The following is a 21,112-nucleotide window of genomic DNA, read 5'->3' as shown; positions in this document are numbered from 1 at the left end:
CCTACAGCTTTTCGACTGGCGCGTAGCGCAGCAGCAGTCGTTTGGTGCCTTCGGAACCGAAATCGACCGTCGCTACGGCTTTGTCGCCGCTTCCGGAGACTTCAAGAACAGTGCCCATGCCGAAGGAGTCGTGGGAAACCTTGTCCCCGGCTTCGACGACAACGGCTTCGCGATTGGGACGAATGCGGTTGGGGAAGCTGCGGCCCACGCTCGCAGCGGACTGGCTGGGCCGTCCCGTGCGCATGCTGCGGCCCAGGGTTCCCGACCACCCGTGAGCGGCGGAGCCGGCTTCTTGGCGGTCGACCGCAGCCGTGGGGCTCAGGGTGCCCGTTGATTCCCAGTCGATGAGCTCGTCTGGTATTTCGCCCAGGAAGCGGCTGGGTGGATTGTACTGCGGTTGGCCCCACATGGAGCGAGTTTCAGCTCGTGACACAAACAGCTTCTGTTCGGCCCTGGTCAAACCGACATAGGCCAAGCGGCGTTCTTCGGCCAGTTCCGTGGGATCCGAAAATGAACGCTGGTGAGGGAACGTGCCGTCTTCTAAGCCGGTGAGGAAGACCACGGGAAACTCGAGCCCTTTGGCCGTGTGCAGGGTCATGAGGGTGACTTCGCCAAGTTCGGCATCTGGGATCGAATCGGCGTCCGCTGTCAGCGACACCCTCTCCAGGAAGTCCCCGAGTGTGCTTTCGGGGTGCTGCGCGTGGAAGTCTTCGGCCACCGCGACGAGTTCGGCGAGGTTGTCGACCCGAGCTTCATCCTGCGGGTCTGAGCTGGCGCTCAGCTGTGCCAGGTATCCGGTCTGCTCCAGAACAGATTCGATCACGCGCGAGGCGGGCGCACCGTCGGCCGAGGTCATGAGGTCGTTCATGAGTGCCGCAAATTTCTGCAGCGGGCCGAGTGTTCGGGTGGTCATGCCGGGGGCTTCGTCAACCCGCTGCAGGGCCGCCCACAGGGAAATCTGCTCGCGCGAGGCAAAGGCCTGCAGAAGTGCCAGGGAACGATCCCCGATGGAGCGCTTGGGAACGTTGATGATGCGGCTGAGGTTGACGTCGTCGTCCGGATTGTCGATGACGCGGACATAGGCGAGCGCGTCTTTGATTTCCCTGCGTTCGTAGAAGCGGGTCCCGCCGACAACCCGGTAGGGGATTCCTGAGCGGACAAAAGCGTCTTCAATTGCCCGGGACTGGGCGTTCGTTCTGTAGAACACCGCGAAGTCTCCGTAGCTTAGGCCCTTGTCGTCCATGACGGAGTCAATGCGGTCGACGATGAACTGGGCTTCTGACTGTTCGCTCTCTGCCACCCAGCCGGTGATGATGTCGCCGCTGCCGGAATCGGTCCACAGGCGTTTGACCCGGCGGTCGTCGTTGTTGGAGATGACGGCGTTGGCCGCCGAAAGGATGTTCTGCGTGGACCGGTAGTTCTGTTCGAGCAGAACCGTGGCCGCCTGTGGGAAGTCCTGTTCGAATTCTTCGATATTGCGCACTGTTGCGCCGCGGAAGGCGTAGATCGACTGGTCGGCATCGCCGACGACGGTGAGTTCGGCCGGGTTGCCATCGGAATCAGTGCCCGCAAGAGCGCGGACCAGCTGGTACTGCGCGGGGTTGGTGTCCTGGTATTCGTCGACGAGGATGTGGCGGAATCGTGCCCGGTAGCTGGCTGCGATGTCGGGGAACGCGCCGAGCATGTGGACGGTTTCCATGATGAGGTCGTCGAAGTCGAAGGCGTTCGCGGTGGCTAGCCGCTGCTGGTAGCGGGTGTACACGGACGCGATCGTCGAATCATAGGGGTTGTTCGCTGACTGTGCGGCGAAGTCCTCGGCTGTGATGAGTTCGTTCTTGACGTTCGAAATGCGGTGCTGCAGCGATTTCGGTGAGAACTTTTTGGTGTCGAGGTCGAGTTCGCGGGCCACCTGGGTGATCAGGCGCAGGGAATCCGCGGAATCGTAGATGGTGAAGTTGGGGTTGCGGCCCAGTGCTTTGGCTTCGCGGCGCAGAATGCGCACGCACGCCGAGTGGAAGGTTGATATCCACATGCCGCGGGCCTGCGCGCCGATGAGCTGTTCCACACGCTCCTGCATTTCCCGCGCGGCCTTATTGGTGAAGGTGATTGCGAGGATCTGTCCCGGGTGAGCCCTCCCGGTGCGCAGGGCGTAGGCGATTCTGCGTGTGAGGACCGCCGTTTTGCCCGAACCGGCACCGGCGACGATCAGCAGGGGACCGCCTTGGTGAACGGCTGCCTTGCGCTGCTGAGGGTTGAGCCCTGCCAAGAGTTCTTCCGGGTTCGAGGACCCGACCGCCTGAGTGTCTGCCGGGGCGGGGTCCTCTGCCGGGACGGGCGCGGCTGTGCCGCCGTTGTCTGCGGAAGCGTGCGGATTGAGGAAATCGAACGGTGAGCTCATGGTGCTTCCCAGTATGGCAGGAGGGGCTGACGCGAGACCTGCGCGCAGTGCGTGCAGAAAGAAAACGGGGCGCCGTGCTCACGGCGCCCCGAAGCCGGTGGTATCAGAGAGTGAAGACTGCGACGATCACGGCGAGCACAGCGGCAATGAACCCGGTGTGAGCCATAGCGGCGGACGGAGCTGCGGTCTTGACAGTGCCATCGGGGACAGTGTCAGCGGAGGCGGCGGCCTTTTCGCGCTTGTTGCCGATGATGAACGCAATGAGAGCGACAAGGCCCAAAAGAATCTTGATGCCGGCGCCGGCGCGCAGCGACATGGTCGGGCTGCCCTGCATCTCCAACATTCCGAACAGCAGGACGCCGGTCACGACCTGCAGACCGGCGGCGTGGAGCATACCGGGCAGAACGCGCGGAGCTTTGACCGTGACGAGGTAGCCGCCGACGATCATCGCCATGCCGATAAGGTGGAGAATGACGAGGATATTCTGAACGATTTCCATAGCCTTGATTCTAGTGGCAAGATATGAGAGCGCCCTGAGCGGGTCAGCTCGGGGCCGTATCCCACTGGGAACAATCCGCCCTGGTGTAACGGCAGCACGCCGGCCTTTGGAGCCGTGCAGTTTAGGTTCGAATCCTAAGGGCGGAGCTGATGCGGAAAACACCGCAGCGCAGTCAACACCGAGGAGCAGCATGGCTGACCATCCCGCAGCTGTCATCGTTCTGGCCGCAGGCGCCGGAACCAGGATGAAGTCCGCAACACCGAAGGTGATGCACCAGATCGGCGGGCGGTCCCTCCTCCACCACGCGGTCAGCGCGGCAGCCGGAGTCGGCCCCGAACACCTCGTGGTCGTGCTGCGACACGAGCGCGACCTCGTGGCAGACCATCTGAACCAGGTGACTGAGGCTGTTGAGCAGTCGATCATCGTCGCCGACCAGGACAGCGTGCCCGGCACCGGCCGGGCAGCAGAATGTGCGCTCACCCAGCTGCCCCAGGACCTGCGCGGCACCGTCGTCGTCACCTACGGCGACGTCCCGCTGCTGACCTCGCAGACCATCGCAGACCTCGTGCGCTTCCACGAAGAGCGCTCCCACGCGGTCACGGTTCTGTCCGCTCACGTGGACAACCCGCATGGCTACGGTCGCATCATCCGCGACTCCGCCGGTGCGCTTGAGCGGATCGTCGAAGAAAAAGACGCTGACGAAGCCCAGCGCAGGATCACCGAAATCAACTCCGGCATCTACGCTTTTGACGCCTCGGTTCTGCGGTCGTCCCTCGAACAGGTCAGCACCGACAACGCGCAGGGCGAAAAATACCTCACCGACGTCATCGGGCTGGCCCGCGATGCCGGTTCGTCAGTCGCAGCGATGGTCACCGACGACCTGTGGCAGGTCGAAGGCGCCAATGACCGCGTGCAGCTGGCGCAGCTGGGACGTGAACTCAATCGCCGCACGGTTGAGCGCTGGATGCGCGAAGGTGTGACCGTCATAGACCCCGAAACCACGTGGATCGACTCCGATGTCTCGCTCAGCCCCGACGTCACGATCCTGCCGAACGTCCAGCTGCACGGCGCGACCGACATCGGCACCGGGGCCGTGATCGGCCCGGACACCACACTCACCGATACCGAGGTGAAGGCCGAGGCTCGCGTCATCCGCACTCACGGGGAACTCGCGGTCATCGGCGAGGGCGCCTCGGTCGGCCCGTTCGCCTACCTTCGGCCCGGCACAGAACTGGGCTCGAACGGCAAGATCGGAACCTTTGTCGAAACCAAGAACGCGCAGATCGGAACCGGCACCAAAGTGCCGCACCTGACCTACGTTGGGGATGCCGAAATCGGCGACCACTCCAACATCGGAGCTTCTTCTGTGTTCGTCAACTACGACGGACAGACCAAACACCGCACCGTCGTGGGCTCCCACTGCCGCACCGGTTCGGACACGATGTTCATTGCCCCTGTGACCGTCGGCGACGGTGCCTATTCGGGAGCCGGCACCGTCATCCGCAAGGACGTGCCCGCGGGATCACTGGCCATCACATACGCTGAACAGAGAAACATCGAAGGTTGGGTTCAGAAGAACCGGCCCGGAACAGCTGCTGCAGAGGCCGCAGAGCGCGCTAAGGAGTCTGAGGGCAAGTGAACGAGATTACAACAACCGGCGAAAAGAAACTCGTCCTGGTCACAGGGCGCTCACACCCGGAACTGGCAGCCGATGTTGCTGAGAACCTCGGCACGGACCTGCTGGAAACCGAAATCCGCCCGTTTGCCAACGGTGAGATCTACGTCCGCTATTCAGAATCTGTGCGCGGCAGCGACGTCTTCGTCCTGCAGTCGCACTGCACGCCCATCAACGAATGGGTTATGGAGCAGCTGATCATGCTCGATGCGCTCAAGCGCGCATCCGCCAAGCGCATCACCGTGATCGCCCCGTTCTTCCCGTATGCGCGCCAAGACAAGAAGCACCGCGGCCGCGAACCGATCTCCGCTCGACTCATGGCCGACCTCTTCCGGGCCGCCGGCGCTGACCGCATCATCACGGTCGATCTGCACACATCGCAGATCCAGGGCTTCTTCGACGGTCCCGTAGACCACCTGGTCGCCCTGCCGACACTGGCCGGCTACGTCAAGGAGAACTACGACGACAGTCGCCTGGCCGTCGTTTCGCCGGACGCTGGCCGCATCAAGGTGGCCGAAAACTGGTCAGAGGCGCTTGGCGGCGTGCCGCTGGCCTTCATCCACAAGACACGCGACATCGATAGGCCGAACGAATCCAAGGCCAACCGCGTCGTCGGCGACGTCGAAGGCCGCATGTGCGTGCTCGTCGACGACATGATCGACACCGGCGGCACCATTGTGCAGGCCGCTGACGCCTGCATGAACGCCGGAGCTAAGGGCGTCATCATCGTTGCCACTCACGCTGTGTTCTCCGGTCCGGCAGTGCAGCGTTTGGAAAACTCCTGCGCCGAAGAGGTCATTGTGACCAACACCCTGCCGATTGATGATGACAAGAAGTTCGGCAAGCTCACCGAACTGTCGATCGCCCCGCTCCTGGCGCGGGCAGTGCACGAAGTCTTCGAAGACGGATCCGTCACCAGCCTGTTCCACATCTGAGCAGGCTTCGGCGCTGAGTCCCGAAAGCGCGGACCGCCGGAGTTTCGGCACCGCGTACGGTCTGCGGCATTTCAGCCTTCGGCAGACCGTAGTGTATCCTTGTGTGGTTGCCTCGGCGAGGGGAGCTCAGACTCCCGTTATCGACGCGGGTTATCTTGCGTCCGCCGTGGGATTGTATTCACCACGAAGGAGACACAATGGCAGCTGATTTTGTTCTCAACGTCAAACCGCGCGAAGAGCACGGCAAGGGCGCATCCCGCCGGGCGCGCCGCGCCGGTCGCGTTCCCGCTGTGATGTACGGTCACGGCATCGACCCTGTTCAGATGACCATCGACGCCCACGACATCATGATGGCGATGAAGGTCCCGAACGCACTTCTGGAAATCAAGAACGACGAGGACGGCTTCAAGTCGCTTGCCGTTGCCCGCGAAGTGCAGCGTCACCCCGTGCGCCGCGAGATCGTCCACGTTGACCTCATCAAGGTCAAGAAGGGCGAAAAGATCGAGGTCGACGTCCCCATCACGATCGAAGGCGAATCGGCTCCCGAAACTATCGTTGCGCTCGAAGCCACCACGGTTCGCGTTCTCGCAGACGCCACCGACCTGCCGGAAGAGCTCGTCGTTTCGGTCGAAGGCCGCGAAGCCGGCGACCACATCTACGCGGGCGACGTCAAGCTCGCTGGCGGCATCGAACTGGTTGACGACGAAGAGCTCATGGTTGTCAACGTCTCGCAGGAGATGTCTGCCGAGGAACTCGAAGCCGAACTCGAATCTGACGCTCAGCCTGACGAGCCCGAAGAAGCCGGCGACGACGCTGAAGAAGCCGGCGATGAAGCAGAAGAAGAGTCCGAAGACTGATCTGCTGATATCTGTGGAAGGCCCCGCCGCTGTGCGGGGCCTTTCGCACATACACGACCCTGAGCACTGCGAACTTTTTCGAGGAGAACGGTGATGTCTGGAACTCGGCTGATTGTCGGCCTGGGCAATCCTGGTTCGCGCTATGAGCGCACTCGGCACAACATCGGCTACATGGTGGTCGACGAACTGCTGCGCCGCACCGGCGGTGCTCTGGGCAAAACCAAACACCGGGCTTTTGCCGACACCGTCCGCCTCGGCAGTGACAAAGCTGTGCTTATGCGCTCGATGACCTACATGAACGAAAGCGGAATCGCGGTGCGCGGACTGGCCGACTTCTACGGTGTCGATCCCGAGCTGATCATTGCCATCCACGACGACGTCGACATTCCCTTCGACAGCATCAAACTCAAGATCGGCGGGGGAGAGGGCGGCCACAATGGCCTGCGCTCCATCACCCAGCACATTGGGACCCGCGACTATCTGCGGCTGCGCGCAGGGGTTGGCCGCCCACCCGGGCGCATGGACACCGCAGACTTCGTCCTTCGCCCCTTTTCACGTTCTGAAGCCGCGGATCTGCCGTTGTTCATCAGCGATCTGGCGGATGCCTGTGAAGACCTCGTGCGACTGGGGCTGACGGACACGCAGCAGCGCTACCACGGCCGGTCACGCGCCTGAGCTATTCAATATCGAGGTCGCGCAGCAGCTGATCGAGCTCAGGGTCTCTGGTTTGCTGCGATTGGGCCTGTGTGAGGTGCTGGGCGTTCTGCCCCGACCTGGGCTTTGCCGCAGAGCCGAGCGCCCATGCAGCAGCGCAGCCGCCGATGAGGCCGAAAAGGTGACCCTGCCAGGACATCGAGGTGCCACGAGGGATCAAGCCGATGACCATCGAGACCCCGTACAGTCCGGCTACGACGATGGCGACGACAAGGTAGATGACTTTGCGCAGCCCGCCGCGGGCGAAGAGGCCGCGCAGAACGAGGTAGCCGAAGTAGCCGAACACGAGGCCGGAAGCCCCGACCGTCACAGTGCCGGGCCGGTTGAGGAAGAACACCCCGAGCCCGCCGGCAACGGCTGAGGCCACGGTGACGGCGGCAAAGCGCTTGGCGCCGTCAAAAGCGACGATGAGCCCCAGAATGAGGAACGGAACCGTGTTCGACAGCAGATGGAACCAGCTGACGTGCACGAACGGCGATGTGGCGATCGCCCACAGGCTCGACGGACTCCATGCGCGCACGCCGAGGGCGTGCACGCTGCCGGGCACGACCGTGCTGACCACGCGCATGATCCACATGAGCGCAAGCATCACAACCGGGGCGAAGTAGTGCGCGGGGACCGTCAGGGTGACGCCGCGCGTCTGCTGTGAACTCATAGTTCCATGGTGTCAAAGACGCATGAGAACGCGCTGGGGTGGGAATCGACTGAGAACAGGAACTGACCGCCTGCGGGAAGAGCCTCCGCACACGGGGCGAACCGGGCAGTCGCGGCGTTTAGACTGTGGGGGTGTCTGTTCGCGGTATTTCCTCTGCCCTGTCCGAGCTGTCTGAATTCACCGACGTCGTCGACGCGGTCGGCGAAAAGCACGGAAGCGGTGCAATCCAAGCCGTCAAGGGCCTGTGGCCGCACATCACGGCGGCCGCCGCACAGAAGCGCCCGGTTCTTGTCATCACCGCGACAGGCCGCGAGGCCGACGAGCTCGTCAATGCTCTGGCCGATCACCTCAGTCCGCGCTCCATTGCGATGTTTCCGTCGTGGGAGACCCTGCCGCACGAACGGCTTTCGCCGCGTTCGGACACCGTCGGCCAGCGTCTGTCGGTGCTGCGCCGCTTGGCCCACCCGGGCGATGTCCCCCTTTCGGTGGTCGTTGCACCCATTCGCGCTGTCACGCAGCCGCTGGTCAAGGGCCTGGGCGACCTTGAGCCGGTTGCCCTGAAAGTGGGCAGCGAAGCCGATCTGGAAGAGCTGGCCGAACGGCTTTCGGGTCTGGCCTACAGCCGTGTGGACATGGTGTCCAGGCGCGGAGAATACGCTGTGCGGGGCGGAATTCTGGACGTCTTCCCGCCGACTGACGATCACGCTCTGCGCATTGAGTTCTTCGGGGACGAAGTTGAAGAGATCCGTCCCTTCGCAGTTGCCGACCAGCGTTCGCTCGAAACCGTCGACGGCGCCCAGTATGAGCTGTGGGCCCCGCCCTGCCGTGAAGTGCTGCTGACAGAAGACGTGCGCCGCCGCGCGGCCGATCTGATTCCCGAAGTCCCCGCGGCAGCCGATCTGCTGCAGAAGATCTCCCACGGCATTGCGGTCGAGGGCATGGAGTCACTCGCCCCGGTTTTGGCCGACGGCATGGAGCCGCTCATGTCGATCCTGCCGGAGAACACCGCCGTGTTCGTCACAGCACCGCAGAAGGTCGAGGCGCGTGCCGCCGACCTCGTTGCCACAACCGAAGAGTTTTTGGCCGCAGCTTGGACATCGGCTGCCGCAGGTGCAGAAAGCCCCGTCGACCTGTCTGCCGCCAGCTTCGCAGACTATGCCGAGGTGCAGCAGGCAGCACAGGATCGCGGCTTTTCGTGGTGGGACCTGGGCGGTTTCGCAATCGACGACGAACTCGAGTCCGACCGTCTGGTGCTGACAATCGGGGCGCGTGAACCGCGCGGCTATTCCGGTGATGTCCAGGCGGTGCTGGCCGATGTCGGGCAGCACGTCAAAGACGGCTGGCAGGTGTACGTCCTCACAGAGGGCAAGGGGCCGGGCGAGCGCCTGGTGGAGGTCTTCAGCGAAGCCGACCTCCCGGCGCGCTTCGAACCTGACCTAGCCGACAAGGCCGAAGGCGCAATTCTCGTGACAACGGCGGCAGCCTACGCCGGCTTCGTCTTCGATCAGCACCACATCGCCGTATTGACAGAAGCCGAGGTGCTCGGTCGTGCCGCAGCCACTTCGACCCGGGACATGCGCCGCCTGCCCAGCCGCAGGCGACGCAACCAGGTCGACCCGCTCGACCTCAAGCCGGGTGACTATGTCGTCCACGACCAGCACGGCGTGGGCCGCTTCGTTGAACTCATGCAGCGCACCACCGGGCGCGGCAAAGACCAGCACACCCGCGAATACCTCGTCATCGAATACGCGCCCTCGAAGCGCGGCCAGCCCGGTGACCGTCTGTTCGTTCCCTCGGACGCCCTGGACCAGGTGACCCGCTATGTCGGCGGAGAAGACCCCAAGGTCAACAAGATGGGCGGTTCGGACTGGTCGAACACCAAGAAGAAGGCCCGCAAAGCCGTCAAGGAGATCGCCGGTGAGCTCATCCGCCTCTACGCGGCCCGCAGGGCAACCGTCGGCCACGCTTTCGGCCCGGACACCCCGTGGCAGCGGGAACTGGAAGACGCTTTCCCCTACGACGAAACGCCGGACCAGCTGACCACCATCGACGAAGTCAAAGAGGACATGGAGAAGCAGATTCCCATGGACCGGCTGATCTGCGGTGATGTGGGCTACGGAAAAACCGAAGTCGCTGTGCGCGCGGCCTTCAAAGCCATTCAGGAAGGCAAACAGGTTGCGGTGCTCGTGCCGACAACACTGTTGGTCCAGCAGCACTACGACACCTTTTCCGAACGCTACTCCGGCTTCCCCGTCACAGTTGGGGCCATGTCGCGCTTCCAAACCCCGGCGGAAGTGCAGAAGATCAAAGACGACCTCAAAGAGGGCAAACTCGACTTGGTCATCGGAACCCACCGGCTGCTCTCGGGCGAAGTGCGCTTCAAAGACCTGGGCCTTGTCATCATCGACGAAGAGCAGCGCTTCGGGGTTGAACACAAGGAGACCCTCAAAGCGCTGCGCACAAACGTCGATGTACTGGCCATGTCCGCAACTCCGATTCCCCGCACCCTGGAAATGGCGGTCACGGGAATCCGTGAAATGTCGACTCTTGCAACCCCTCCGGAAGAGCGCCATCCCGTGCTCACCTACGTCGGCAAGTACGAAGACCGACAGGTTGCCGCAGCAATTCGCCGCGAACTGCTGCGCGAAGGTCAGGTCTTCTACATCCACAATCGCGTCCAGGACATCGAGAAGATCGCCGGCCATCTGGCGGAGCTCGTACCCGAGGCCCGCATTGCCGTAGCCCACGGCAAAATGAACGAAACCCAGCTCGAACAGGTGATCGTCGACTTCTGGGAAAAGCGCTACGACGTTCTGGTGTGCACCACGATCGTGGAGACCGGCATCGACATTTCCAACGCCAACACGCTCATCGTCGACCGCGCAGAGCGCATGGGTCTGTCCCAGCTGCACCAGCTGCGCGGCCGTGTGGGCCGTGGACGTGAGCGCGCCTACGCCTACTTCCTGTATCCCAGTGACATCACGCTGACCGAAACCGCTCACGACCGCCTGCAGACGGTTGCCGCCCACACGGAACTGGGTGCGGGCATGCAGGTGGCCATGAAGGACCTCGAAATCCGCGGTGCCGGCAATCTGCTGGGCGGTCAGCAGTCCGGCCACATTGAGGGTGTCGGCTTCGACCTCTACATTCGGATGGTCGGTGAGGCGGTTGCTGACTTCAAGGGCGACGGTGAAGAAGAGCTGCCGCCCATGAAGGTCGAACTGCCCATCGATGCCCACCTGCCGACCGACTACGTCGAACACGAACGACTGCGCCTGGAGGCCTACCGCAAACTCGCCGCCGCCGAAACAGAAGAGGCGCTGCAGGAAGTCCTCGAAGAGCTCACCGACCGCTATGGCCCCTACCCGGACGAAGTTGCGGTGCTCGCGGACGTGGCGCGCCTGCGGATTCGCGCTCGCCAATCCGGCATCAGCGACATCGTCACGCAGGGCAATATGATCCGCTTCGGCCCGGCCGAACTGGCCGAATGGCAGGTGGTCAGGCTTAAGCGCCTGTATCCGAAAGCGCTCATCAAACCGGCGCTGCGCTCGATCCTCGTGCCCAAACCGGTCCGCCCCGGCAAAGGCTTCGACAAGCGCGAACTCACCGGTTCGGATCTGCTGGAGTGGTGCCGCACACTGCTGGATCAGGTATTTCCGCTGGATGAGGCCGCATGACTGACGAGGCGCCGGAACCGGTTTGCTGGGATCCCGTGGATCCCGCTGGACTCACCTTGGCCGAAGTGCTCAGCCTGCTGCGAGCGCGCTGTCCCTGGGCGGCTGCCCATACGCACGAGAGCCTGGCACCTTTCCTGCTGGAGGAGACCTATGAACTGCTCGAAGCCATCCAGCAGCACAGTGAGGCCCAGGACGCGCAGAGTCTGGCAGAGCTGAAAAAAGAACTCGGTGATGTTCTCTACCAGGTGCTGTTTCACGCTGCCGTGATCGACGCACCCCAACCGCACACTCGGCCGACGGGACAGGCCGCACCGCCGACTTCTTTCGCCGAAGTCGAACAGCTGCTGAAAGACAAAATCGTCCGCCGCCACCGGCACGTCTTCGACTCCACCGCACCGTGGACGCTGGAGGAAGTCGAAGACATGTACGAGCGGACAAAAGCCCGCGAACGCAAAGCCGAAGGCCGCCAGGCGGCGAAAAGCTCTTTCGATTCGCTGCCGCGGACCATGCCCGCACTGGCACGCGCGGCCGCGGTCATCGACCGAGCCCAGCGAATGGGGAGGCAGCTGCAGAACCCGCCCGGCGCCTCGGCAGAAGAACAGCGGATCGGACATGAACTCCTGGCCCTGGTGCAAGAGGCGCACAGCAGGGGAGTGGACCCCGAAAAGGCCCTGCGTGCTGCTACGGAAGCCGCAGAAAAGGCCACACTGGGCCGCAGCGCCCACGAGCGCGGATAGACTTAAAGCGCACCTTTGGAGTGCGCCGGGACGACAACAACAAGGAGTACCCAGATGGCAAGAATTGATGCCGCGAACGCCCGAGAGATCCTCGACTCGCGGGGCAACCCGACGATCGAAGTTGAGATTCTGCTGGAAGACGACTCCGTCGGCACAGCAGGTGTTCCCTCGGGAGCCTCGACCGGCGAGTTCGAAGCTGTCGAACTGCGCGACGGCGACCCCGAACGCTACGACGGCAAAGGCGTCCTCGCAGCGGTCGAAGCGGTGCTGGGCGAGATCAACGACGCCATCGAAGGCGAAGAAGCCGACGAACAGCGGATCGTCGACCAGATCCTCATCGACCTTGACGGCACCGACAACAAATCGCGCCTGGGCGCAAACGCCATGCTCGGAACCTCGCTGGCAGTAGCCCGCGCACAGGCAGACTCTTCTGACCTGCCGCTGTTTCGCTACCTGGGCGGACCGAACGCACACATCATGCCGGTGCCGCTGATGAACATCCTCAACGGCGGATCCCACGCGGACTCCAACGTTGACATCCAGGAATTCATGATCGCCCCCATCGGAGCGGCGAGCTTCCGCGAAGCACTCCGCTGGGGCACCGAGGTCTACCACGCGCTCAAGAGCGTGCTCAAGGACCGCGGCCTGTCCACAGGTCTGGGCGACGAAGGCGGATTCGCACCGAACCTCGGTTCGAACGCAGAGGCGCTCGACCTCATCCTCGAAGCGATTAAGAACGCCGGCTACCAGCCGGGCTCGGACGTTGCGCTCGCCCTCGACGTGGCCTCATCGGAGTTCTTCTCCGATGGCGTGTACAGCTTCGAAGGCGAAAAGCGCACCGCCGAGCAGATGGCCGACTACTATGCCGATCTCGTCGACAAGTACCCCCTGGTGTCGATTGAAGACCCGCTGGATGAAAACGACTGGGACGGCTGGATCGCCATCACCGAAAAGCTCGGCGGCCGCGTGCAGCTGGTCGGCGACGACCTCTTCGTGACCAACCCCGAGCGCTTGGCTCGCGGCATCGACGAAGGTGCAGGAAACTCACTGCTGGTCAAGGTCAACCAGATCGGCACGCTCACCGAAACGTTCGACGCCGTGCAGATGGCGCAGTCGAACAACTACACCACGATGATCTCCCACCGCTCCGGTGAAACCGAAGACACGACGATCGCGGATCTCGCGGTTGCCGTCAACGCCGGGCAGATCAAGACGGGTGCCCCCGCGCGCTCGGAGCGCGTGGCCAAGTACAACCGTCTGCTGGTCATCGAGGAGATCCTGGGTGACGCTGCTCGCTATGCGGGCCGCGGCGCTTTCCCGCGCTTCCAGGGATGACCTTTCGGCTGTCCTCTGCCGCTCGGCTGCGCTGAGCCTGCCGCTGTGTGAGCGGGGTGTGGAAACACACCCCGCTCTTCTTCTGTCCTGGTCCGTCCGCGTTGCCCGCCCACGACGGCTTGGCTGTGATGTCTCTGCTTCCGTTCCTGAGTGCCGCCTGTGATAGCACTGACTGTGAACCGAATCATGCCGACACGCCAGGAACGCTTCTCGTAACATCTGGCACTGACACGGCAGACTTGTCATATTCGTGCTTCTTCCCTTCCCCTACGCACGAATGAGGTGCATATGAGCGGCGCAGACAAACGGCGCAGAAACGGCGGTTCTCGTTGGTCTGCGGCTCGTATTGCCGTCTTTTCGATCATCCTCGTGCTTTTGGCCGTCGGCTTCTTGCCCTCGGTCAGCGCGGGTGTTCGTCAGACGCAGCAGATCCGGGCGCTGGAAAAGCAGAACAGCCAGACGCAAACGGAAATAGACCAGCTCGAAAAGCGTCGCAAAGACTTCGACGACCCCGAGCACATCAAGAAGCTCGCGCGTGAAAAGCACCTGTACGCAGAAGAAGGCGAAACGCTGTATATCGTTGTCGGCGAAGACCGCGAAGACACTGCGACAGGTCAGGCCAATAAGGGGCAGGTTGACCGGCCCTGGTATCAAGAACTTGCTGAGTACATGTCGACAGTGGGAATGGCAACGGAGGATCAGTGAAGTTTTCAAGCTCGGAGCAGGACCGCGCTGTCGTAGAAGAGCAGCTGGGCCGCTTTCCCCGCGGCATGCTGGGCGTGGCTGCCCGCTCAGTGGCCGGTGAGCCGCTGGTTGTGGCAACCGCCCCGCGGTTGGAAGACGGCACGCCGTTTCCCACGGTGTACTACCTGACGCACCCGGACTACGTGCGGGAATGTTCCCGACTGGAATCCAGCGGCATCATGACCGAATGGACCGCGCAGCTGTCAGAACTGCCCGAACTCGCTGAGGCTTACCGTGCCGCGCACCGGTTCTACCTGGAAGACCGCAGGCAGATCGGTCTGGACGCCGGAATTGCCGAAGTCGAGGAGATCAAAGACTTCTCCGCCGGGGGCATGCCCACCCGCATCAAGTGCCTGCACGCACTCGTCGCCCACTCGCTGGCCGCCGGGCCCGGCATCAATCCGATCGGTGACCGCGCACTGTCGCTCATGGACGGCGTTCCCGAGGTCGCCCGATGACCCGCGCGGCCGCCGTTGACTGCGGAACCAACTCCATTCGCCTGCTCATTGCCGATGTCGAAGGCAACAGCGTTGTCGACGTGGTCCGCTGCATGCGGATTGTTCGCCTGGGCCAGGGCGTTGATGCCACCGGCCGATTCGCTGACGAGGCACTCGAAAGGGTTTTTGCCGCCTGCGAGGAATTTGCCGCGCTCATTCGCGAACACGGCCCCATGCCGGTTCGATTCGCTGCCACTTCGGCCAGCCGCGATGTCGACAACCGCGACGAGTTCTTTGCCGGCGTGCAGCAGCGTCTGGGCATCACCCCGGAGGTCATCAGCGGAGATGACGAGGCGGCGCTGAGCTTCCTCGGTGCGACCGCGGGTGTCGGTTCGCGCATTGACGCGGGACTGCCCCAGCCGGTTCTCGTCATGGACCTAGGCGGAGGCTCCACCGAACTCGTCGTCGGCACGGGGGCCGTAGAAGCGGGGTATTCGATGAACATCGGCTGCGTGCGCATGACCGAACGCCACATCACGTCCGACCCCGTGAGCGCAGACGACATCGCAGCTGTTGAAGCTGATGTCGACGCCGCGTTCGATGAAGCAGCCAAGCACGTCAACATCGCATCCGCAGAAGCACTCGTGGGAGTGGCAGGAACCATCACCACGATCACTGCCGCCGCACTCGGCCTTGACGCCTATCAGCCGGACGTCATCCACGGTGCGCAGCTGCGCCGCGAACAGGCAGACCGGGCAGTCGAGGGCCTGCTTGCGGCCACCTCGGCAGACCGTGCACAGCTGCCGTACATGCACCCCGGCCGCGTCGACGTGATCGTCGGCGGGGCGATTGTGTACCGCCGGCTGGTCCACAGGATCGAACAGGCTGCAGGTCACAGCATTCCGCTGATCACATCGGAGGCAGACATTCTCGACGGCATCGCCATCGACCTGGCCCGGCGGTCGGCCTGACCATGCTGGCCGTGTCGGTTATCAAGCGAGCCGCGGCCACGGCGGCCGTCACCGCTGTGGTCCTCAGCGCCGGAACAGTCCAGCCGGCCGCAGCTGTCGAACCCAGCGCCGGTCAGTGGTTTGCCGAAGACCTCGGCCTGGAAGAGGCATGGAAGACCTCAACCGGCAAAGGCGTCAAAGTCGCCGTCATCGATTCGGGAACCGATGACGGCCACGAAAACCTCAAAGACCGCGTGGTCGCTGCAAAAGACTTCTCCGGGGCGAAGAAGGACGGCACAACACCGGTCGGCCCCCAAGAGACAATCCACCACGGCACAGCAGTCGCCGGTGTCATTGCAGGCACAGGCAAGGGCGTTGGGCCGGTGGGCATCGCCCCGGACGCTCGCATCATGTCGGCCTCCATCTGGCTGGGCTCAGACACACCCGACGAATCCGACAGCCGCGACCAAGCCGCCGATGCGGTCAAATGGGCTGCCGACAACGGCGCCAAAGTCATCAATATGTCACTGGGATGGGACGACCCGGCCTGGCCCGAATCGTGGGACAAGGCATTCATGCACGCCTACAAAAAGGACGCGCTCGTCATCGCCTGTGTCGGCAACGCCTCGCAGGGAGCCAAACGCGTGTGGTCGCCTGCAACCGTGCCCGGTGTCATCGGGGTCGGCGGCATCGGCCGCAATGGAAAGGTCGACAAACAGTCGTCAGCCCCCGGCGTCGACGTCGACCTCATGGCCCCGTCCCAGGGCATTCCCGTCCCGCTGACCGGAGGAAACTACGGAACAGCCGAAGGGTGCTCCTTCGCTGCGCCGATCGTCGCCGCAACAGCGGCCCTCATCCGATCGGCCCACCCCGAGTACACGGCTGATCAGACCGCCGAAGCACTGCGCTCAACCGCCGCGGCCGTAAAAGACCACGACGGAGTGACATCCGGCGATGACTTCGACACCACGGTCGGCTATGGGCGCATACGCCCCGTCGAAGCGCTCAAAGCGGACATCGACAAAGCGCCGTCAGCAGAAAAAGCGCTCAGTGAGTGGATTCACATGCACAGGCGAGCAGAAGCAGAATCGAAGAAAAAAGACGAACCAGACTCCACCTCGGCCCCGGCAACCCATGCCAGCGGAACACTGACAGAAGTGCAGCCCCGCGATGCCCGCAGCGGTCCCGCGGTGCTGGCCATCCTGCTTGCCGCAGGCGCGACATCAGCCGGAATCGGCGTGGCCGCGGGCCTTCGCAACCGCGGTCGCAAGCACTGAGCCGTTTGGGTCTAGACTGGGGGCATGGCTTTGATTCGCAACAGCAAACTACGTCCTCGTGTCCTCATCGTCGGCGGCGGTTACCTGGGTCTCGTCACAGCCCAGAACCTCCTGAAGAACCTCGGTCGCGGAGAAGCAACCGTCACCGTTGTCGACCCGAACCCGTACATGACGTACGCGCCGTTCCTGCCGGAAGTTGCCGGCGGTTCGATTGAAGCGCGCCACGCCATCGTCCCTCTGCGCCGCAACCTCAAGGGCGCAGAGGTCGTCATCGGCTCCGTCCGCAACATCAACCACGCTGAAAAGTTCGTCACCATCGAACCCGAAGGCGACGAAGCGTTTGAACTCGACTACGACTACATTGTTCTGGCCGCCGGTGCTGTGGCACGCGCACTGCCAATTCCGGGTCTGGCTGACGAAGCCATCGGACTCAAGCGGATCGAAGAAGCCGTCGCCCTGCGCGACCACGTGCTCAACCGCCTTGACGAAGCTGCCCTCATGGAAGACGACGAAGAGCGCCGCAAGGCTCTGACGTTCGTGTTCGTCGGCGGTGGATTCGCCGGCATCGAAGCCCTTGCAGAACTCGAAGACATGGTCCGCGCCGGTGTTCGCGAACGCGAAACCCTCACCGATGCCGACGTGCGCTTCGTCCTGGTCGAAGCCATGCCGCGCGTTATGCCGGAAGTCGGCGAAGCCCAGGCCCGCTGGGTTGTCGAGCACCTGCGCTCTCGCGGCATCGACGTGTACCTCGAAACCTTCCTGGAAGACTGCACCGACAAGGTCTGCAAGCTCTCCAACGGCGAACAGTTCACCGCCGACACCATTGTGTGGAACGCCGGTGTCAAGGCCAATCCGCTGCTGGTCGACTCTGACCTTCCGCTGGATGATCGCGGTCGCGTCACGGTGCGCGCAGACCTGCGGGTCGAAGATGAAAACGGCGTTGTCGAAGGCGCTTGGGCTGCCGGTGACAACGCTGCTGTTCCAGACCTCACCGGTGACGGCCCCGGCGGTTTCTGCGTGCCGAACGCTCAGCACGCCGTCCGGCAGGCCCCGGTCCTGGCTGCAAACCTGCTGGCTTCGCTGCGCGGCGAAACCGAGTTCAAGCAGTACTACCACAAGTCACTCGGCGTTGTCGCCGGCATGGGTCTGTGGAAGGGTGTTTCGCAGATGGGCAAGACCGAACTGCGCGGCCCCGTTGCCTGGGCTATGCACCGCGCCTACCACGGCTACGCCATTCCATCCTTTGACCGCAAGGTTCGCGTGTTCGTCAACTGGGGACTCAACCTGATTCTCGGCCGCGACCTCACCCCGGTCAAGGACCTCGACGTGCCGCGGAAGAACTTTGTCGAAGCCGCTAACTCAAAGCCCGCACCCAAGAAGTGACGCGCTGATCTGAAAGGCTGATTGCCAGCCTGCCTGATCACTCACGAGGCGGGGCCACCGACATCCGGTGGCCCCGCCTTATGTTGTTCCTCAGACGCAGAATCCGGCTACCGGGTGTGGTGTGGGGTGGTGGCTCGGCAGCGGCGGCACACCGGTTAGCAACAAAACACCCTTTAGCCGGAATCCATCCTTTAGCCGCAAAAAGACTCCCGATAGCCGGAAAATGTCGCCGTAGAAGCTGTTGCTAAAGCGCAGAATCCGGCTACCGGGTGTGGGGCGGTGGGTGACAAGCTAGGCTGGTGTTGTTGATGACTACAGCGGGTGCAGGGCCGCTGGCTTGTATACAGCTGGTCAGTCTCGTGTGTCCAGTATTCATAGGCTGGAATAGTCAGAGGTGAGGTGTCGATGCGCAGGCCAGATGAATTAGACAAGCTTACTGACGACGCTAGAGCTTTCCTTGTCGAGAAACTTCATCTCACGGATGAAGATCTGTCAGATATTGATTCGCTTATTGAGTACAACGAGACGCACGCGGCACTGATGGGACTGTACGCGCAGGCTTGTGGTGAGGGTCTTCTCTGGCCGGATCACTTGGTTGAACAGTTCCGCGAGCTTCCGGAGCGGTTTGATCTTGGGCGAGAGTTTGACGAGTTCATGAAGTGGCAGGACGAAATCCGAGCGAAGAAGAACGCGACTGCCTCAGAGCCTGTCTCTTAACCACATACAGCAGATAAAGATAGTGAACCCACCCGAGTTATCTGGGTGGGTTTTCTTATACCCAAAAGTTGAGTTTCCCCTAAACCGTCAGGGGCACATGGCGGGAACAGACTGCGCGCGTTCGTGCGGCATGAATGGAGGACGCATGTCTGACACCTTCGGACGAGGCGCTTTGCTTCCGTGTCCTTCTACGCCAACTCGCCATCTGAAAGGAGATGCGTCTAACCCTGGTCTTCGGCTTCTTCGTCCGCGCGCTGCATCAGCACACCGAGTTGCTCAGAATGTGAATGCAATCTGTCGATGGCTGTCTCCAAGGGCGCACTTACCTCGGCCTCGAGAGCCTTCACAAACTTCAATCCAAAACTAGAGTCCGGATTTCGCCCCAAATCTCGATTAGACAGAATTTCGCACCTCAAGACCTCAATTGCACCCGCGCCGTTGTCTAATGTGCGCGACAAGATGATGTCTTCAGCGTGCGGAATATCCACCAGATCCAAGACGTACAGGTGAGACACCTCCATTGAGGCCGCAAGCCTCTGCACAGGGTCGAAGCACTCAAGCCATTGCTCAATGAAGCGGTGGCAGAGCGTGGAATCGGCAGGAGCGATTTCCTCCTCCAGAACTTCTATGACCAGAGAAATCGACATGTCGTCCGCAATCTTGAGTGCATCAGAGAAGTCATCGTGCAGTGACGCCGAGATCGCCTGAATCAGTCGAGCCTTGCTGTCTGACCTGCTCATTGCTGACCTCCCTTTCTTGGCCTCAATGTCCGCAACTGAGTGCTTCGTGCCCACATTTTGCACAAACTTTGGCAGCGCTGGTGTGGTTCGGCAGCGGCACACCGGTTAGCAACAAAAACACCCTTTAGCCGGAATCCACCCCTTAGCCGCAGGAAAACTCCCCTTAGCCGGAAAGTGTCGCCGTAGAAGCTGTTGCTAAGGCGCAGAATCCGGCTGTCGGGTGTGGGATCGCATGCGCTGTGCGGATACAGAAAGTCCCCCCAGTGGGACTCGAACCCACACTGAATCGATTTTAAGTCGACTGCCTCTGCCGATTGGGCTATAGGGGGAGTTGTGCGAATGTGGCCCGGGTACGGGCCCGCACGGCTTCATCGAGCTTAGCAGGACAGCACCGAGCGCCGCCCGGTCCGGCCGTTCATCTGTCGTCAATCTGGGTGCGTAGAGTGGACACGAGAACCGAGCGAAGGAGCCAGAATGCACCCCCATCCGAAAGAGAACCTGCGCGAGTACATTGACAAGCTGCGCACGGAAGGCTACACGGTAGTGGATGGGCACACTCCTGACCCCCACCTGATCAGCCCCGAGGGCAAAGCCGTCGAAACCTGGCGCGAAGGCTACCCGTACGACACCCTGATGGACCGGGAAGCCTACGAGATCGAAAAGTACAAGCTGCAGATCGAACTGCTGAAGTACCAGTACTTTGCCGAAGACAACGGTCTGCGCAATGTCATCGTGTTCGAAGGCAGGGACGCCGCCGGCAAGGGCGGAACCATCAAGCGCTTCACCGAGCACCTCAATCCGCGCTCAGCCCGCACGGTGGCACTGGCAAAACCCACAGAAGAAGAAGCGGGTCAGTGGTATTTCCAGCGCTATATTCGACACCTGCCCACGCGCGGGGAGATCGTCATGTTCGACCGCTCCTGGTACAACCGGGCCAATGTCGAGCGCGTTATGGGCTTCTGCACCGACGACGAATACGAAGTCTTCATGCGCCAGGCGCCGGAATTTGAGCGCATGCTCGTCGAATCGGGCATCCACCTGACCAAGTTCTGGTTCTCGGTGACGGAAGCTGAACAGCGCACCCGCTTTGCCATCCGACAGATTGACCCTGTGCGCCAGTGGAAGCTCTCGCCGATGGACCTGGAATCACTCGGCCGCTGGGATGACTACACGGTGGCCAAAGAGCAGACCTTCCTGCGCACCGACACGGACCACGCACCGTGGATTTCGGTGAAATCCAACGACAAGAAGCGCGCCCGTCTCAACGCCATGCGCTACTTCCTCAATACCGTCGACTACGACGACAAGGACACCAGCGTCGTCTACGCGCCCGACTCCAACATCGTCATGCGCGGCATCGAAGCTGTCGGCGACTGATCTGA

Annotated in this window: 18 protein-coding genes and 2 tRNA genes; 15 read left to right on the top strand and 5 right to left on the bottom strand. The window is 62.4% G+C overall.

The window, feature by feature from the left end:
* Position 1: 1 nt before the first annotated feature.
* Both pcrA and GC119_RS08160 read right to left on the bottom strand, forming a co-directional pair.
* On the bottom strand, positions 2-2,398 hold the full coding sequence (pcrA, locus tag GC119_RS08165) for a DNA helicase PcrA (RefSeq protein WP_151952867.1): 2,397 nt from the start codon (positions 2,396-2,398) through the stop codon (positions 2-4).
* Positions 2,399-2,501: 103 nt separating this feature from the next.
* On the bottom strand, positions 2,502-2,897 hold the full coding sequence (locus GC119_RS08160; RefSeq protein ID WP_151952866.1) for a hypothetical protein: 396 nt from the start codon (positions 2,895-2,897) through the stop codon (positions 2,502-2,504).
* 74 nt (positions 2,898-2,971) lie between these two features.
* Here GC119_RS08160 and GC119_RS08155 point away from each other — a divergent pair.
* The 5 genes from GC119_RS08155 to pth all read left to right on the top strand — a co-directional run bounded on the left by GC119_RS08155 (position 2,972) and on the right by pth (position 7,039).
* Positions 2,972-3,043 (top strand) — tRNA-Gln (locus tag GC119_RS08155).
* A gap of 44 nt (positions 3,044-3,087) precedes the next feature.
* Complete coding sequence (glmU, locus tag GC119_RS08150) at positions 3,088-4,536, top strand: bifunctional UDP-N-acetylglucosamine diphosphorylase/glucosamine-1-phosphate N-acetyltransferase GlmU (RefSeq protein WP_070576845.1); 1,449 nt, start codon at positions 3,088-3,090, stop codon at positions 4,534-4,536.
* Positions 4,533-5,507: a ribose-phosphate diphosphokinase gene (locus tag GC119_RS08145; protein ID WP_070576842.1), complete on the top strand. Its 975-nt coding sequence runs from the start codon at positions 4,533-4,535 to the stop codon at positions 5,505-5,507. The genes glmU and GC119_RS08145 overlap by 4 nt, the downstream gene beginning before the upstream one ends.
* A gap of 197 nt (positions 5,508-5,704) precedes the next feature.
* On the top strand, positions 5,705-6,364 hold the full coding sequence (locus tag GC119_RS08140; protein ID WP_151952865.1) for a 50S ribosomal protein L25/general stress protein Ctc: 660 nt from the start codon (positions 5,705-5,707) through the stop codon (positions 6,362-6,364).
* A gap of 93 nt (positions 6,365-6,457) precedes the next feature.
* Entirely contained in the window at positions 6,458-7,039 is a 582-nt protein-coding gene (gene pth / locus GC119_RS08135) for an aminoacyl-tRNA hydrolase (protein WP_151952864.1), read from the top strand.
* Position 7,040: 1 nt separating this feature from the next.
* On the opposite strand, the gene GC119_RS08130 is transcribed toward pth, so the two are convergent.
* Positions 7,041-7,733 (bottom strand): rhomboid family intramembrane serine protease, encoded by a 693-nt coding sequence (locus tag GC119_RS08130; protein WP_151952863.1) that lies wholly within the window; start codon positions 7,731-7,733, stop codon positions 7,041-7,043.
* A 131-nt stretch (positions 7,734-7,864) separates the two neighbouring features.
* Between GC119_RS08130 and mfd the strand changes: the two genes are divergently transcribed.
* From mfd to GC119_RS08085, 9 genes are all read left to right on the top strand, one after another.
* Positions 7,865-11,410 (top strand): transcription-repair coupling factor, encoded by a 3,546-nt coding sequence (gene mfd / locus GC119_RS08125; RefSeq protein ID WP_151952862.1) that lies wholly within the window; start codon positions 7,865-7,867, stop codon positions 11,408-11,410.
* Complete coding sequence (locus GC119_RS08120; RefSeq protein ID WP_151952861.1) at positions 11,407-12,147, top strand: MazG nucleotide pyrophosphohydrolase domain-containing protein; 741 nt, start codon at positions 11,407-11,409, stop codon at positions 12,145-12,147. The genes mfd and GC119_RS08120 overlap by 4 nt, the downstream gene beginning before the upstream one ends.
* Before the next feature lie 54 nt (positions 12,148-12,201).
* Complete coding sequence (gene eno / locus GC119_RS08115) at positions 12,202-13,482, top strand: phosphopyruvate hydratase (protein ID WP_070576826.1); 1,281 nt, start codon at positions 12,202-12,204, stop codon at positions 13,480-13,482.
* 288 nt (positions 13,483-13,770) lie between these two features.
* Positions 13,771-14,187, top strand: coding sequence for an FtsB family cell division protein (locus tag GC119_RS08110; protein ID WP_070576822.1), 417 nt, complete (start codon positions 13,771-13,773; stop codon positions 14,185-14,187).
* On the top strand, positions 14,184-14,684 hold the full coding sequence (locus tag GC119_RS08105; RefSeq protein ID WP_151952860.1) for a DUF501 domain-containing protein: 501 nt from the start codon (positions 14,184-14,186) through the stop codon (positions 14,682-14,684). The genes GC119_RS08110 and GC119_RS08105 overlap by 4 nt, the downstream gene beginning before the upstream one ends.
* Positions 14,681-15,634 (top strand): Ppx/GppA phosphatase family protein, encoded by a 954-nt coding sequence (locus tag GC119_RS08100; protein WP_070576816.1) that lies wholly within the window; start codon positions 14,681-14,683, stop codon positions 15,632-15,634. Before GC119_RS08105 ends, GC119_RS08100 begins: the two co-directional genes overlap by 4 nt.
* 11 nt (positions 15,635-15,645) lie before the next feature.
* Positions 15,646-16,890 carry a S8 family serine peptidase gene (locus GC119_RS08095; RefSeq protein ID WP_070576896.1) on the top strand — a complete coding sequence of 415 codons (1,245 nt, stop codon included), beginning with the start codon at positions 15,646-15,648 and terminating at the stop codon, positions 16,888-16,890.
* Positions 16,891-16,914: 24 nt separating this feature from the next.
* Positions 16,915-18,273 (top strand): NAD(P)/FAD-dependent oxidoreductase, encoded by a 1,359-nt coding sequence (locus GC119_RS08090; RefSeq protein WP_070576813.1) that lies wholly within the window; start codon positions 16,915-16,917, stop codon positions 18,271-18,273.
* A 405-nt stretch (positions 18,274-18,678) separates the two neighbouring features.
* On the top strand, positions 18,679-18,990 hold the full coding sequence (locus GC119_RS08085; RefSeq protein ID WP_151952859.1) for a hypothetical protein: 312 nt from the start codon (positions 18,679-18,681) through the stop codon (positions 18,988-18,990).
* 221 nt (positions 18,991-19,211) lie between these two features.
* Here GC119_RS08085 and GC119_RS08080 read toward each other — a convergent pair whose 3' ends face one another.
* Positions 19,212-19,730 (bottom strand): hypothetical protein, encoded by a 519-nt coding sequence (locus tag GC119_RS08080; RefSeq protein WP_151952858.1) that lies wholly within the window; start codon positions 19,728-19,730, stop codon positions 19,212-19,214.
* A 255-nt stretch (positions 19,731-19,985) separates the two neighbouring features.
* Positions 19,986-20,059, bottom strand: a tRNA-Leu gene (locus GC119_RS08075).
* A 145-nt stretch (positions 20,060-20,204) separates the two neighbouring features.
* On the opposite strand from GC119_RS08075, the gene ppk2 reads away from it, so the two are divergent.
* Complete coding sequence (gene ppk2 / locus GC119_RS08070) at positions 20,205-21,107, top strand: polyphosphate kinase 2 (RefSeq protein WP_070576801.1); 903 nt, start codon at positions 20,205-20,207, stop codon at positions 21,105-21,107.
* Positions 21,108-21,112 lie beyond the last annotated feature (5 nt).

Origin of the sequence: Brevibacterium sp. Marseille-P9724 (assembly GCF_902500275.1) — a bacterium.
Classification (GTDB): domain Bacteria; phylum Actinomycetota; class Actinomycetes; order Actinomycetales; family Brevibacteriaceae; genus Brevibacterium.
This window is presented reverse-complemented; position numbering and strand designations above follow the sequence as displayed.

What these genes read in the sequence shown, in the direction of transcription:
- pcrA (WP_151952867.1), bottom strand. Translation starts at nt 2,398, where the DNA reads ATGAGCTCACCGTTCGATTTCCTCAATCCGCACGCTTCCGCAGACAAC.
- GC119_RS08160 (WP_151952866.1), bottom strand. Translation starts at nt 2,897, where the DNA reads ATGGAAATCGTTCAGAATATCCTCGTCATTCTCCACCTTATCGGCATG.
- glmU (WP_070576845.1), top strand. Translation starts at nt 3,088, where the DNA reads ATGGCTGACCATCCCGCAGCTGTCATCGTTCTGGCCGCAGGCGCCGGA.
- GC119_RS08140 (WP_151952865.1), top strand. Translation starts at nt 5,705, where the DNA reads ATGGCAGCTGATTTTGTTCTCAACGTCAAACCGCGCGAAGAGCACGGC.
- pth (WP_151952864.1), top strand. Translation starts at nt 6,458, where the DNA reads ATGTCTGGAACTCGGCTGATTGTCGGCCTGGGCAATCCTGGTTCGCGC.
- GC119_RS08130 (WP_151952863.1), bottom strand. Translation starts at nt 7,733, where the DNA reads ATGAGTTCACAGCAGACGCGCGGCGTCACCCTGACGGTCCCCGCGCAC.
- GC119_RS08120 (WP_151952861.1), top strand. Translation starts at nt 11,407, where the DNA reads ATGACTGACGAGGCGCCGGAACCGGTTTGCTGGGATCCCGTGGATCCC.
- eno (WP_070576826.1), top strand. Translation starts at nt 12,202, where the DNA reads ATGGCAAGAATTGATGCCGCGAACGCCCGAGAGATCCTCGACTCGCGG.
- GC119_RS08110 (WP_070576822.1), top strand. Translation starts at nt 13,771, where the DNA reads ATGAGCGGCGCAGACAAACGGCGCAGAAACGGCGGTTCTCGTTGGTCT.
- GC119_RS08100 (WP_070576816.1), top strand. Translation starts at nt 14,681, where the DNA reads ATGACCCGCGCGGCCGCCGTTGACTGCGGAACCAACTCCATTCGCCTG.
- GC119_RS08090 (WP_070576813.1), top strand. Translation starts at nt 16,915, where the DNA reads ATGGCTTTGATTCGCAACAGCAAACTACGTCCTCGTGTCCTCATCGTC.
- GC119_RS08085 (WP_151952859.1), top strand. Translation starts at nt 18,679, where the DNA reads ATGCGCAGGCCAGATGAATTAGACAAGCTTACTGACGACGCTAGAGCT.
- GC119_RS08080 (WP_151952858.1), bottom strand. Translation starts at nt 19,730, where the DNA reads ATGAGCAGGTCAGACAGCAAGGCTCGACTGATTCAGGCGATCTCGGCG.
- ppk2 (WP_070576801.1), top strand. Translation starts at nt 20,205, where the DNA reads ATGCACCCCCATCCGAAAGAGAACCTGCGCGAGTACATTGACAAGCTG.